Origin of the sequence: Chitinophaga sp. YIM B06452 (genome assembly GCF_039655965.1) — a bacterium.
Taxonomy (GTDB): domain Bacteria; phylum Bacteroidota; class Bacteroidia; order Chitinophagales; family Chitinophagaceae; genus Chitinophaga.
On record NZ_JAWLKY010000002.1, the window covers coordinates 1,425,168 to 1,438,580 of the forward strand.

Below are 13,413 nucleotides of genomic sequence, written 5' to 3' on the forward strand. Positions count from 1 at the left end.
ATATATTAAAGGAGTCCCCGGGCCGGTAAAATGATCATATTTAATGGTTATCTTCGTCATAACCATTAAACCCTTAAATCCCATACACTATGATCATCTATGGCTGGAGAACAACACCCATCGGTCACGAAGACCTCGGCTCCAAATGTCCCCATTGCGGAACGATGCTTTCCGTCCAGGTATTTGTCTTTCAAAAATATGCCCACATATTCTGGATACCTGCCTTTCCCATCGGTAAAACCGGCGGCTCCAACTGTTCCCATTGCAAACAAACACTGAAACCTAAAGAAATGCCGCAGGACCTGAAGCTTTCATACGACGGCCTGCGTTCCCGCTCCAAAACACCTTTCTGGACCTTTTCAGGCTTAACCATATTCGCACTGCTGGTAGGCTGGGGCATATTCGCAGCCCGGCAATCCGCCGCCGCAAACGCCAAAATGATCCTGGCCCCGCAGGCAGGCGACATCTACGAAGTAAAGCAGGGACCCGGCAGCTACACACTTTATAAAGTTTCCCGCGTGGAAGGCGACAGCGTATACATCCTGCACAACATGTTCGAAAGCAACAAGCGTAGCGGCCTTTCCGCTTTGCTGGGCAAGGAGTTTGACCCTGAACCGGAAGTGCTGGCCAAAAGCGAACTGAAAGAACTGTTCGACAAAGGGACGATAGATGATATAAGAAGATAAACACCGCTCATCCTTTTTCATACCAAAGGCTATGCTGATTGGCATAGCCTTTGGTATTTACAGTTGTATTCAACCCGATCAACATGAAAACATTCATTCTGCCATTCCTCTTTTTAGGCGCTGTACTGTTCAGCTCCTGCACAAAGGAAACCAACGAAGTCGTGATTCCGAACCAGACCATCATCGGGAGCGTTGCAACGAATATGTGGGTGCTGAACACCGGTAACAATTCCTACCAGGCTACGCTGGACCTCCCCGAGCTGGACGGGCAAACGGTGGAGCTGGATGCCATCCAGGTGTACATTTCCTTTGGTTCCAATATCTGGGAACCGTTGCCGCAGGTATTCCAGGGCGTTTCTTACCTGTATTCCTACAGCCCCGGCAAGCTCTACCTCGACGCGCAGAACGCCGCCGGTACTGCGCCGGTGAAGGTCACCGCGCCAATGGACGTCAAGATAGTCATTATCAAATCGGAGTACTAAAAAAAGGACTGTTCAAACGAACAGTCCTTTTTTTTTATGACAAGGTTCCTGTTAATTGGTGGCCTGTGCGTGCAAACGCATGTTCTTTACACTGTCCCGGCCGGGCGCCTGCAACAGGATGGTGCGGGTTGCGGGGCCCGGAGTTTTTCCTTTTATTGTATGAAAGCCCGGCTTTATTGCCTATTTTAAAAGAAGGTAAATTCCATTTATGAAGACATGCGCAACGATCCTCGCAAGCCTGCTGTTTGGCGCCCTGGCCGCGAAGGCCCAGGTCAGCTTTAAAAAACATGCCATCCACCCCGTTTTCATTTCAGAAGGCGCCGCCACCGGCGATGTGAACAAGGATGGCAAAACCGACATCCTGGCCGGCGTTTACTGGTTTGAAGCCCCTTCCTGGAAGCCGCACCGTATACATGCAGATACGCTGAACCCTGTGCCTGGTTATTGCACCACTTTCCTGAATTATTGTACAGACGTCAATAACGACGGCTGGCCCGATCTCATCCGCTTCGACCAGCCGGGCGGCCTTTGCGTATGGTACGAAAACCCGAAGGGAAAGGATGTACCCTGGAAATCCCATACCATCCTGGAAACAGCGGGCAACGAAACACCCCTGCTCGCAGACGTGGATCTTGACGGCGAAGAGGATATTATCTGCAATGATTCCCAAGCCAAACAGGTGATCTGGCTAAAGGCCCCGTCCGGCAAGGGCGCCTCGCAGTGGACCAAAACCATCATCAGCAGCCACAGTGAAAGAGGCACGCACAAATACACGCATGGCCTTGGCTGGGGCGATATCAATAAAGATGGCCGCAACGACGTGATCATCAACACCGGCTGGTGGGAATCCCCGGCCAATGTAACCCGGCCTGAATGGACCTTCCACCCCGCAGATCTCGGGAAAGAATGCGCCAATATGTTCGTGCTGGATGCGGATGGCGACGGCGACATGGACGTAGTAAGCTCTTCCGCGCATAACTACGGCATCTGGTGGCATGAGCAGCAGGCGCAGGGCTTTACTACGCACGAGATCAACAAACAGTTCTCGCAAACGCATGCCATGGTTTTTGAAGACATCAATAAAGACGGCCACCCGGACCTTATAACCGGCAAACGTTACTTCGCGCACAACGGCAAAGACCCCGGCGAGTTTGAACCCGCGGTGTTATACTGGTTCGAGTACAAACCCGGAAAAACGCCTTCCTGGATACCGCATGAGATCGATAACAACTCCGGCATCGGCAACCGCTTTGTGGTGACGGACCTGAACGGGGACGGGCTGAAAGACGTGATCACGTCCAACAAGAAGGGCGTGTATTATTTTGAGCAGGTGAAGAATAACCGTTAAATTGACCATAAAAAAAGAATGGCAACACCTTCAGCGCCCGAAGTATGGCAGCGCGGCCCGGTAGAGGGCATCCCTCCTCTTTTGCAGCCGGTGGCCCACTCTTTACTGCAGGCCAGGGAAGAGCTGGAAGCCTTAATGCAGGATTTCAATGAAACGTTGCTGTGGGAAAAGCCTGCCGGCGTTGCTTCTCCAGGCTTTCACCTGCAGCATCTTTCCGGGGTAATAGACCGTTTGTTTACCTACGCCCGCGGTGAAGTGCTGACGGCAGAACAGCTGGAATTATTGCGGCTTGAAAATGTTTCTCCCCAACCGGGGCTCACAGTGGCACATTTGCTGGCCCGCTTCCGGGATCAGGCAGACCGGGCGCTGGAGCAACTCTCCCAAACGGATGAATCCACCCTCAACGATTTCCGCGGCATAGGCCGGAAACAGATCCCCACCACGGTGATCGGACTGCTGGTGCATGCGGCGGAGCATACCATGCGGCATATCGGGCAGTTGCATGTGACCGTAAAAATATTGAGGAATTCCACTTTAAATTAATAGCTTAAGCAAAGCACAATCATACTTACCAGATGAACAAGCCAGAAATATTGCTGGAGCAGCCAAACAATCGCGGCACTTTAATTGCCGTTGTGGAGCAGGACGAACGCACTGCCTATTTTTATATTTACCCGGCGGAACAATTCTCCGACCGCTATGGCATGCGGGCATGCTGGCTCAGGAACCTGCAACCCGCCCCCAAAGAACGCGATTATCCCGCCATGGAAAAAGGGACCGCTCCCATGCTGGAAGCCCCTTACTGCAACCATCCCCTTGGCCGTGAACCCTTAGAGGCAGAGCACCTGAGCATCATGTGGAGCGAAGAAGACGATGGCGCCGCGGTCTTTTACCAAAACGAGCCTATCGGCGTCATCCCCGGCTGGAGCCTTTCAACTGAACAACTTATATGTTACGCGCTTGATTGTACCGCTCCTGTCGACAACATCCTTTTCCCGCTAAAGGATGCCGATGCGCTCCACGAACGTCTTCAAAAAACATCCCTGTTCTGGGATAAATGGAGCGAGGAGAACAACAATCCCTGGTCTGCCATCCAGCAACAGTTCCTGCAATCATACGAAGCGCAATTTGGCCGCGTATTGCAATACTACGCCATCGACCAGGAGCAATGGCCACCTATGGCGCTGGCAATGTTCGGGAAAGATGACATCGTATATTTTCTCAGCCTTGGCGTAAGCATACGGCCCATGCCCTGGGTAGAATTCCTGTACAATGACCAGGCGCCCGGCTTCAGAAGAATGGAACTCGGTCTCGCCGTCAGCAAAAAAGATTTTACCGAACCGGAGATCATGAGCATGGCACAGGCGTTATCCGGCATGGCAGACAGTCCCTGGCGAAATCTCAGCTGGTTGGGAGAAGGTCACACCATCAGCTCTTCCGGCCTTCCAAAGGGATACGATAGCTTTATTCTTTCATCCGCACTTTACAGCGGGCCGGAAATAGTGTTGCCAGCCATGGAAGGAGACCGCATCAACTTATATTGGGCGGTTCCCATTACCCTTCAGGAAAGAGAAAGTGCTCACAGCAAACCCAACGGTGGATATGACCTGCTTGAAAAAATGATAGCAGATGGAATTACGCATATCATCCAAAAAAGGAAGACGTGAAATATGGGGATGTAACCCGCTTTGCCTATGCAATTTGTTTCTCCTGCCCGGGTACTTCTTTTTTTAATTCCGCGCTCTTTATCCGCCGCCGCTCCAATATCCGCTGCCGCAGCTTCAGGAAGGGCTCTTCCACTGCCTTATTCAGCGCCAGCGCGGCCAAAACCGCCACAGTAAAGCATAACAACAGCATCAGGCTGCCTTCGGGCTCAATACCCGTTTTGCTCAGCAGCGGCTGCGCGAGATGGATCACGCCTTTATGGCTCAGGTACAGCCCGAATGATAATTTGGCGATCAGCGCGGTGAAGCGGCTGCTGTATTTGTAAAGCATGCTGCCGGGACTTACCGCCGCCACTACCAGCAAACCATACCCTGCCGATACCAGCGGGTAACCCGCGATGGAAGCATAAAATCCGCTCTGATCTTCGCACAGGAACCAGGCGCCTGTTAAAATCGCCAGGCCCAATACCAGTATCTTATTCCCATGCTTCGTGATCTTTTCCTTTACCAACGGCCTGAACGCGAATAACGCGGCGATGGAAACGCCCGCCAGCAGGCCGTCCAGCCGGTTCCAGGTGGGGTAATACATGTGGCTGTACCAGGTGAAAATAAAACTGGGGGTGCCCGCATCAGGCGCGATCAACAGGTACCAGCTCAGCAGGCGCGCGATAAAACCGAAAATGAAAACGGCCAGCAGCAGCAAGGCTCCCCGTTTTTCAGCCCGCAAATGTATCATCGTGACCAGCACCAGGGGGAACAGCAGGTAAAAATGCTCTTCCACGCACAACGACCATACATGCGAAAAGGTGCCCAGGTTCTTAAGGTCGACCCCAAAATTCTGCGTAAATGTCAAAAACTTCCACAACGGCGGCAGCGCCTCCCTTTCATGGAATGCCGGTATCAAAAAATAAACAGCCAGCACCACGAGGAACGCCGGTATGATCCTGAAAAAACGTTTGATGAAGAACTCCGGCAGCGACACCGGTTTTAGCGCCACCATGGCTGCAAACAGCTGGGAAGAAATGAGGTACCCGCTCAGCACGAAAAAAAGGTCCACGCCCGTCCAGCCGAAACCCATGATATCGTCCAGCCATCCGGGGTGCCGGAACATGCGGTAGTGGTAGAACAACACGATAATAATAGCCAGGGCCCTCAGGTGGTCCAGGCCGGCAAGTTTTCCGTTTTTCTCTGCAAGGGTATGTGGCATATTCTTTGGGCTCGCCAATTAAGAAGGGTATGAACAAAAATACAGATTCCCGCGAAAAATGCAAGCTGCGGCATCCTGCTGCTGCGTGATAAAACATTGTTTATCTTCCCTCCATGAAACTACGTTTTAACCGCTGGTACTTCATCCTTACGGTCCTGTTGTTCGTTACGGAAGTACTGATCGCCGCCTACCTGCATGATGAATTCATACGGCCTTATGCGGGTGATTTCCTGGTGGTGATACTCATCTATTGTTTTGTGCGCAGTTTCATCCAGGCGCCGGCGGTGCCCGTGGCCGTGGCTGTGCTTTTGTTCTCCTACCTGGTGGAAGGCCTGCAATACCTGGATATGGTAAAACATCTCGGGCTCGAACATTCCCGGATCACGAATATCGTGCTGGGCAATTATTTCACCTGGGCTGATATACTCGCTTATACGCTCGGCACCGCGTTTGTAATACTGGTAGAAAAGCTTAGAACGGCGCGCAAGCCGGAAGTGATATCTTAAGTACCTTTGCCGCATATGGAACCTGGTATCTTTTTGACAAGCACCTCCCTCCTGGATGATACCTTTTTCGAGAAAGCAGTGATATTTATCACTGAATACAACGAAAAGGGTGCGCTCGGCTTTGTTGTCAACAAAAGGTTTCCACGAAGATTAAATGAGCTGGAAGAATTTAAGCATGGCATGGCTTTCCCGCTGTATCATGGCGGGCCGGTAGACCAGGAGCATCTTTATTTTGTGCACCGCCGGGCAGACCTGATACCGGGAGGCACGCCAGTGGCGGACGGCGTCTTTATGGGAGGCGACTTTAAAGAAGCCCTGAAATATTTAAATACCGGCATCCTCGACAAAAAGGACATTAAAATATTTATCGGCTATTGTGGCTGGGATCACCATGAGCTGGAGGTAGAAATAGCTGAAGGCAGCTGGAAGGTCCTGGATACGGGAACACTGTTCAGTTGACATAAAAACGGCTTTAAGTAAATATCTTAAAGCCGTTTTTATGTCTGCATTTATTTCGCTACCTCCGGGCTCGTCAGCGGCTCTTCGTTGCCGCGGTGGCAGGTATAGCAGGTAACTGCTTCCGCCGTCCGGCCTTTGAAATGTTTTTTGTTGATCCGCTGCGTCATACGCATCATATCGCGGGCAATCTTTTTGTGATCGTTGTCGTCGCTGGCAAAATCCAGTTTCTTGGGATCGTCTTTACGGGGAGCATGGCAAAAACTACATTTCACTCCCAGCGCTTCCTTAAATCCTTTCATCACATTGTCCAGTTCTTCATGACTGATGTTTTTGGGGAGCACTTTTAAATTTTTGGCTTTTTCGTGCTGCTGCGGCAGCGAAAGCGAACAAAGGGTGACAGATAGCAACACCGATGCTATCAATAAAATACTGTTCTTCTTTATCATACGGACCTAATTTATCAAATAAGATAATAAAATTATTTATAAAAGTTACGCTTTCCCTCCTGGTTTATTATCTTGTTAATATGACAAGAAGTACTATCCGCCGGAGTTTCATGATCCTGGCCTTTGCCGTGGCCCTGTTCCCCGGCACTCCGCTGCATGCGCAGACAGCGGCCAGGCTCCTGACGTATACCGATGCCGGCGGCAACGTCAAAAAGATACAAACTACTGCCGGCTGGGAAATAAGGCGGCAGCAGATACTGGACCGCATGCAGCTGGCCATGGGCCCCCGGCCTGCGCTCACTCCTGCCGTGCCGTTGCAGGTCGTGGTAAAAGACAGCCTCCGCCAGCGCAACCACATTCGTTATGAGATCACTTTTATGGCGGCGGAAAACGAACCGGTGCCCGCTTTCCTGTTCGTTCCTCTACGGAAGGGGAAACATGCCGCCGTGCTGGCATTGCATGGCACCAGCCCGTTGGGCAAACGGTCTATTACCAGTGAAAATGGCGGCAAGGCAAACCGCGCTTACGCGGAAGAACTGGCAGACAGGGGATATGTCGTGATCGCACCCGATTATCCCAGCTTTGGAGACCTGAAGGACTATGACTTTGAGCACGACCGCTACGCGTCCGGCACCATGAAAGCCATTTTCAACCACATACGCTGCATCGACCTGCTGCAATCCCTGGAATATGTGGATTCCGCGCGTATCGGCGTGATCGGCCATTCCCTCGGCGGCCACAATGCCATGTTCGTGGCGGCTTTCGACAGGCGCATCAAAGTGATCGCAGCCAGCTGCGGCTGGACGAAGTTCAGGTATTACAATATCGGGGAAGAAGCTTCAAAACGCTATGGCGGCCGGCTGGGCCCCTGGGCGCAAACGCGCTATATGCCGATGTTGCGTGAAAAATATGGGCTGGACCAGCAGCGCATGCCTTTCGATTTTGATGAAGTGATCGCCACCCTGGCCCCGCGTCCTTTCTTCTCCAACTCGCCTGTGAATGACGGCAATTTCGATGTAAAAGGTGTAAAGGAAGGAATGGCCAATGCGGCGGCGGTGTACTCCCTGTTTGATGCGCCGCAGCATTTACGGGCAAGTTACCCCGATGCGACGCATGACTTTCCGCCGGCCCAGCGGCTTGAGGCCTACCGGTTGATGGATAAAGTGCTGAAACATACGCCGGAAGCACACACTTTGCTGCCATGACCTGTTTACCGCACCACGACCGTGCTCCCGGCTTCCGCGCCTTTGGGTAAAGCCACATCTATCGCGCGGTCATTCACCTTTAATTGCAATGCATTTAATTTCTGCGTAGGATCAGCCACTGCAATCGCCTCAACAGCCGCTCCCTCCGCTCTCACCATCACTATGCAGGGCGCCGTGGAAGCCAGCGTCAGCTTATCATTGATCCTGACGGATCCTGCTTTGTAAAAAACAATGCCCGTCCGTTGCAGGCCGCTATGTTGTACCGCTTGCAGTTCAGCCGTATTGGCCAATATTTTTACAGGAGTTCTTTTGCTATAAGCCGCCGCCGAAGCAGCATCTGCTCCAGGCACCACGATCCATGCATAGCCCGCATCCTGTGGCTGCACCCCGTGATCCAGCCAGAGGGAAAACACATTTTCCTTTACTGTTTCTTCCGTAGCCCAGGCCTGGTGGTTGATGCGGCGCCAGTTGCCGGCAGCTTCCCCGTTGCTGATGTTTACGCTGGCTGGCTGCGGGAAAATGTAAGCCACACTGTCGTGGCATACCCAGGATACAGCAGGCAGCACATGCCTACCTGTTTCCAGGGTGCTGACCTTGCTGCCTGCTCCGACAGTCACCTGTTTGTTCAATAAACACTGGTTGAGGGTAGTGAGCACAGGCAACGCCGTATCCGCATGGATACCCGCGCCAAGGCATACGATCTCCTTATCAAAAAAGAACCACGCTTTGTGCGCTTTCAGCGGATCGTGCACGCTGGCGAAATCGAATCCCGCCACGCCGTAAACGCCATCGCATACTCCGCCGGAAAAATCAGTCCGGCCCTTTTTCGCCAGCTGCCGCCAATGGGGCACATTGGCTTTTTGCAGGATGGTGGCGCCGGGGATCTTTTGCCAGTCCCATACCGGGAAAATATTGAAATACTCGTGGCCGGTCCGTGAAATGAAAATAGAACCGTCGCCATAATGATGGTTTTGAATGCCTTCTTCATTGTGCGGCTCTTCCATATTGTTTGCCCGCGCGGAGTGCATACGCACGGAAGCATAATAACCGGGGCGCTGGTGGGTATAATAATGTGAATACCGGAAATAGCGGTCGCGCGTGCGGTTATACTTTATTTCCCCTTTGCGCGCACGGATAACGGCTTCCAGCTCCTGCACCCGGTAGCTTACAGCATCCAGCAGGTTTTGCGGCAGGCTGACGTCCTCTTTTCTCAAAGCATTCCGCCGGCTGATATCGCGGTTCATTGCGCCGGGATCGGGATAGGTGGCGTATACCAGCGACTGGCAGATGCCGTCAAGAAAATAATCCACCAGCAGCCTGATGGATGTATCAGGAAAAGAAAACTGCGTGCCGCGTATCCTGGACGCCCAGTAAGCAAAAGAAGCGGCAAAGTTGCTGCCATAGGTGAGCGTGGAGATCACATTGTCTGTACGGTGGTGAAAGCTCATGTCCGGCTTCAGCCCACGGCCCGTGCTGATCTTGATCTCCGCGGCCATTACACGGATAACGCGCTGCAGGGTATCCGGGTTGTTGGTGAATAATGCCTGCTTTCCGAGCATGCCGGCAATAGGCATAAGGTCGCCGCCGGGGCGGGCGCCAAAGGTCTCAAGGTTGGCCCTGCGGGCGATGCGCAGCCCTTCCACCCTTTGCTTCTCCGTAAGGCTGCTGTCCATCACCAGCAAAATATTGATCATCAAATTGGGCGTGCCCATTTCATTCCACCACCAGTTATCACACCTGAAATCCTTTGCCAGCCAAAAATCAAGCGCAGCGGAAAAGGTTTTTTTTACGGAAGGATCACCGAAGAAGGAAGAGCCCGGCTTTTTATAAGCCCTCGCCAGCGACAGCATATTTTCCAAATGGTCTTTATGCTGGAAACCGGTGCGGGAAACATCCTGGTAATTAATGCCAGGCCAGGTTCCACCGGGCTGGATGGATTGAACCAGCTGTGTAATGGAATGGTTGCTGACGGCGGGTTCCAGCAGATCGCCTGTCACGCGTTCTTTGATGACTTGTATATCCTGGGCGCGGCCCGCGCCGGATACCATCAACAATAAAACAGTAATGAATAGGGAAAAGTGTTTCAGATGCATATTACGTGGAATTATGTTCAATGTCCCGCCGGGTTTGTAAGCACAACACGGCAGCGTTTGTGTAACTCCAAAATAATAAAATTGCCGGTATTTTTTACCGGGATCATCGCGCATAAACTCCTGCCCGGAACACGTATTAATACGCTTGTCCTCTCCCCGCCGCCGGTCTAATTTTGAACAAGTCTTACAAATACTTTTTTCCTGACCCCGGGTGAGGTTCCTGCCTCATCTTTCTAAAAATCTGTTGTTATGAAACATTTACTGTTGTTACTCCTGGTCTTCCCCCTACTGTTTGTTAGCTGCAGCAAAGAGGGCCCCGCCGGCCCTGAAGGAACACAGGGACCACAAGGCCTGCAGGGCCCACAGGGTCCGCAAGGCACGCAGGGCGCCCAGGGCAACGCCAATGTGCGGATATATGAAAAAGATATTTCCACCATGACCTGGACCGCATCCGGCACTTATTCTTACCTCAACGTTCCTGCGCCCAATGTGCTCACCTCCGATGTACTGGCCAACAGCACCATTCTCGTATATGTTATGACTTCCGACTTCGGCGGCGGATGGGGGTTCGTGCCTTATCACACGGAAAGGAATATACGCGTGACCGCAGAGGTCAGGATAGGCAGTATCATGCTCCGGAAAGACCAGAACGGCTCGCCTACCACCCAATCGTGGCACCACAGGATCAGGGTCGTGATCATCCGGAATACCGCCACTGGTACACTGAGCAGAACGCAGCAATCCTTCAGTGCCGCGGAGATCAGCGATCAGCCTGCCATCCAGCTGAAATAGTATTATTGCATTTCAACGCCAAAATAAAAAGGAACTCCCGTGAAATAAACGGGAGTTCCTTTTTTGCATGAAGATATTGTGCCGGGTAATTTTCGTATTTTAGAACAGCCAATTTTTTAGCCTGGCCCACAGTACCAAAATCTACATCTATTCATCGCAGTATGCTCCCTGTATGACAAAGATAAAATACCTGACAACGCTCTGCCTGCTGCTGACCCTGGCTGCGGCAGCCCAGTCCGTTACTTTTACCGTTTCCATGGAAAACCCCGCCGCACATTATTTCCGGGTGGTCATGCAGTGCCGCGGCCTGACAGGAAAGACCCAGGATCTTAAAATGCCCGTGTGGACCCCGGGCTATTACCAGCGGCTCGATTTCGCCCATCACGTCGACAGTTTTTCCGTCACCGATGGAAAAGCCCGGCCGCTTGCCTGGGAAAAGAACGGCGACAATACCTGGCGGGTGCACAGCAATGGCGCCGCTGCACTCACCATTTCGTATATCATCAAAACAAAAAGACCCTTCGTAGCCACGCCCTACCTGGATGAAACCCGTGGCTACATTTCCCCCGCGGGCGTTTTCCTGCACCCTGCGGACAAATTGCAGCAGCCCGTGCAGGTGGTCGTCAAACCTTTTGCGGCATGGAAAAACGTGGCCACCGGGCTGGATACCGTTGCAGGCAAGCCGTATACATATACCGCGCCCAACTACGATGTGCTGTACGACTCTCCCCTGCTGATCGGCAACCTGGAAGAGCTTCCTGCCTTTACCGTCTCCGGTATCCCACACCGCTTCATCGCATACAACCCCGGTGATTTCGATAAAGCAAAATTCATGAACGATCTGAAGAAGATCGTGGAAGCCGGTTCCGCCATCATCGGGCACATCCCGTACAGGCAATACGTATTTATTGCCATTGGTCCCGGCGCCGGCGGCATCGAACACGCCAACTCTACTACCATCAGCTTCAACGGCTCCGGTTTAAGCTCCCCGAAGGAACGCCTGCGTTTGCTGAATTTCATCGCGCACGAATATTTTCATCACTATAACGTGAAACGCATCCGCCCCATCGAACTGGGACCTTTTGACTACGATCACGGTAGCAAAACAAAGATGCTGTGGGTGTCTGAAGGGCTGACCGTATATTATGAATACCTCATCCTGCGGCGAGCGGGCATTTCAACGGAGGAAGATCTTTTCAGCAACATCCGCTCGAATACCATGGCCTTTGAAACCAAAACGGGCAAACTATACCAGACACTGGCAGAAGCGAGCTATGAAACCTGGCGCGACGGCCCCTTTGGCCGCACCGGCGACAGCGTGGTCAAAACGATCTCGTATTACGACAAAGGCCCCGTTGTAGGAATGTTATTCGATTTCGCGATACGCCACGCTACAAAAAACCAAAGATCGCTGGACGATGTTATGCGGCAGCTGTACCGGGAATTCTACCAGCAAAAACAAAGAGGGTTCACCGAACAGGAACTGCGGACAGTCATCGAAAACACCGCAGGCACTAAGCTGGACGAGCTGTTTGATTACATCTACACCACCAAAGAGATCAATTACCAGAAATATCTCGGCTATGCGGGCCTTACGATGGACGCTGATTTCAAAATCACCCGTATGCAAAACCCCGATGCATTGCAGGCTTCTATCCTGGAAAGCTGGCTGGGCGAATAGGTTTTAATTAGTAACTTGGTTGTTCAACACAACCTGCGATAGTCCCGTGAACTTAAAAAAAGGATTGATCGATCTTACTTACCGCCGGGACAAGGTGCCTGCCACGAACCAGTACCCTTTTAATCTTCCGGCTCTGAAAACGTTGACCAGCCTTAGCTTCCACCCGAAGGTGACTTATTTTTCCGGAGAAAACGGGATGGGAAAATCAACCCTGGTAGAAGCCATCGCGGTCGCCTATGGATTCAATCCTGAAGGCGGTTCCAAAAATTTCAACTTCACGACCCACGCCTCCCATTCCGCATTACACCAGTTCATCACTTTGGCGAAAGGCCAGAAACACAGAGATGGTTTTTTTCTCAGGGGTGAAAGCTTTTTTAATGTGGCCACCAATATAGATCAGCTGGATAAGGAACCTGGAAACAGCAGGAAGATCATCGACAGTTTTGGCGGCGTACCGTTGCACGAACAATCGCACGGAGAATCTTTCTGGGCATTGCTGATGAACCGCTTCCAGGGCAATGGCCTTTACATCCTGGACGAGCCGGAAGCCGCGCTATCTCCCAACCGCCAGATGGCCATGCTTTCCCGCATGCACCAATTGATCCAGCAGGATTCGCAGTTCATCATCGCCACGCATTCCCCTATTGTAATGGCTTACCCGGAGTCTGATATCTACGAAATCACCGAAGCGGGCATAAAACCTGTCAGCTATACACAAACAGAAAACTACCGAACCTCCCTCCACTTTATGAACAATTATCAAAAAATGGTAAATATCCTGCTGGGCAACGAATAGCATCAATTTGTGATTTTTACACATACGGCTGGTAATGTGTCAACTATA

General features: G+C 51.9%; 14 protein-coding genes. 11 read left to right on the forward strand and 3 right to left on the reverse strand.

Annotated elements, in window-relative coordinates; translation table 11 throughout:
- Positions 1–89: 89 nt before the first annotated feature.
- The 5 genes from R3I13_RS15705 (at position 90) to R3I13_RS15725 (ending at position 4,183) form a co-directional block, all read left to right on the forward strand.
- Positions 90–686, forward strand: a complete 597-nt coding sequence (locus R3I13_RS15705; protein WP_346318899.1) for a hypothetical protein — start codon at positions 90–92, stop codon at positions 684–686.
- An 83-nt stretch (positions 687–769) separates the two neighbouring features.
- Positions 770–1,168, forward strand: coding sequence for a hypothetical protein (locus R3I13_RS15710; protein ID WP_346318900.1), 399 nt, complete (start codon positions 770–772; stop codon positions 1,166–1,168).
- Positions 1,169–1,376: 208 nt separating this feature from the next.
- Positions 1,377–2,516 carry a VCBS repeat-containing protein gene (locus R3I13_RS15715; RefSeq protein WP_346318901.1) on the forward strand — a complete coding sequence of 380 codons (1,140 nt, stop codon included), beginning with the start codon at positions 1,377–1,379 and terminating at the stop codon, positions 2,514–2,516.
- Positions 2,517–2,534: 18 nt separating this feature from the next.
- Positions 2,535–3,059, forward strand: coding sequence for a DinB family protein (locus R3I13_RS15720; protein WP_346318902.1), 525 nt, complete (start codon positions 2,535–2,537; stop codon positions 3,057–3,059).
- Positions 3,060–3,091: 32 nt separating this feature from the next.
- Positions 3,092–4,183, forward strand: a complete 1,092-nt coding sequence (locus R3I13_RS15725; RefSeq protein WP_346318903.1) for a suppressor of fused domain protein — start codon at positions 3,092–3,094, stop codon at positions 4,181–4,183.
- 25 nt (positions 4,184–4,208) lie between these two features.
- Here the strand turns inward: R3I13_RS15725 and R3I13_RS15730 are convergent, their stop codons facing one another.
- Entirely contained in the window at positions 4,209–5,387 is a 1,179-nt protein-coding gene (locus tag R3I13_RS15730) for an acyltransferase (protein ID WP_346318904.1), read from the reverse strand.
- Between the two features lie 113 nt (positions 5,388–5,500).
- Between R3I13_RS15730 and R3I13_RS15735 the strand changes: the two genes are divergently transcribed.
- Both R3I13_RS15735 and R3I13_RS15740 read left to right on the forward strand, forming a co-directional pair.
- Positions 5,501–5,893, forward strand: coding sequence for a DUF2809 domain-containing protein (locus R3I13_RS15735; RefSeq protein ID WP_346318905.1), 393 nt, complete (start codon positions 5,501–5,503; stop codon positions 5,891–5,893).
- 15 nt (positions 5,894–5,908) lie between these two features.
- Complete coding sequence (locus R3I13_RS15740; protein ID WP_346318906.1) at positions 5,909–6,352, forward strand: YqgE/AlgH family protein; 444 nt, start codon at positions 5,909–5,911, stop codon at positions 6,350–6,352.
- A 50-nt stretch (positions 6,353–6,402) separates the two neighbouring features.
- On the opposite strand, the gene R3I13_RS15745 is transcribed toward R3I13_RS15740, so the two are convergent.
- Positions 6,403–6,798: a c-type cytochrome gene (locus R3I13_RS15745; RefSeq protein ID WP_346318907.1), complete on the reverse strand. Its 396-nt coding sequence runs from the start codon at positions 6,796–6,798 to the stop codon at positions 6,403–6,405.
- Positions 6,799–6,878: 80 nt separating this feature from the next.
- On the opposite strand from R3I13_RS15745, the gene R3I13_RS15750 reads away from it, so the two are divergent.
- The gene (locus R3I13_RS15750) at positions 6,879–8,003 is read left to right on the forward strand and encodes an alpha/beta fold hydrolase (RefSeq protein WP_346318908.1); all 1,125 of its coding nucleotides are present in this window, start codon (positions 6,879–6,881) and stop codon (positions 8,001–8,003) included.
- A 5-nt stretch (positions 8,004–8,008) separates the two neighbouring features.
- On the opposite strand, the gene R3I13_RS15755 is transcribed toward R3I13_RS15750, so the two are convergent.
- Complete coding sequence (locus R3I13_RS15755; protein ID WP_346318909.1) at positions 8,009–10,096, reverse strand: polysaccharide lyase family 8 super-sandwich domain-containing protein; 2,088 nt, start codon at positions 10,094–10,096, stop codon at positions 8,009–8,011.
- A 249-nt stretch (positions 10,097–10,345) separates the two neighbouring features.
- Between R3I13_RS15755 and R3I13_RS15760 the strand changes: the two genes are divergently transcribed.
- The 3 genes from R3I13_RS15760 (at position 10,346) to R3I13_RS15770 (ending at position 13,365) form a co-directional block, all read left to right on the forward strand.
- Positions 10,346–10,888, forward strand: coding sequence for a hypothetical protein (locus tag R3I13_RS15760; protein WP_346318910.1), 543 nt, complete (start codon positions 10,346–10,348; stop codon positions 10,886–10,888).
- Positions 10,889–11,060: 172 nt separating this feature from the next.
- Positions 11,061–12,569, forward strand: coding sequence for a hypothetical protein (locus R3I13_RS15765; RefSeq protein WP_346318911.1), 1,509 nt, complete (start codon positions 11,061–11,063; stop codon positions 12,567–12,569).
- 46 nt (positions 12,570–12,615) lie between these two features.
- Positions 12,616–13,365, forward strand: a complete 750-nt coding sequence (locus tag R3I13_RS15770; protein ID WP_346318912.1) for an AAA family ATPase — start codon at positions 12,616–12,618, stop codon at positions 13,363–13,365.
- Positions 13,366–13,413 lie beyond the last annotated feature (48 nt).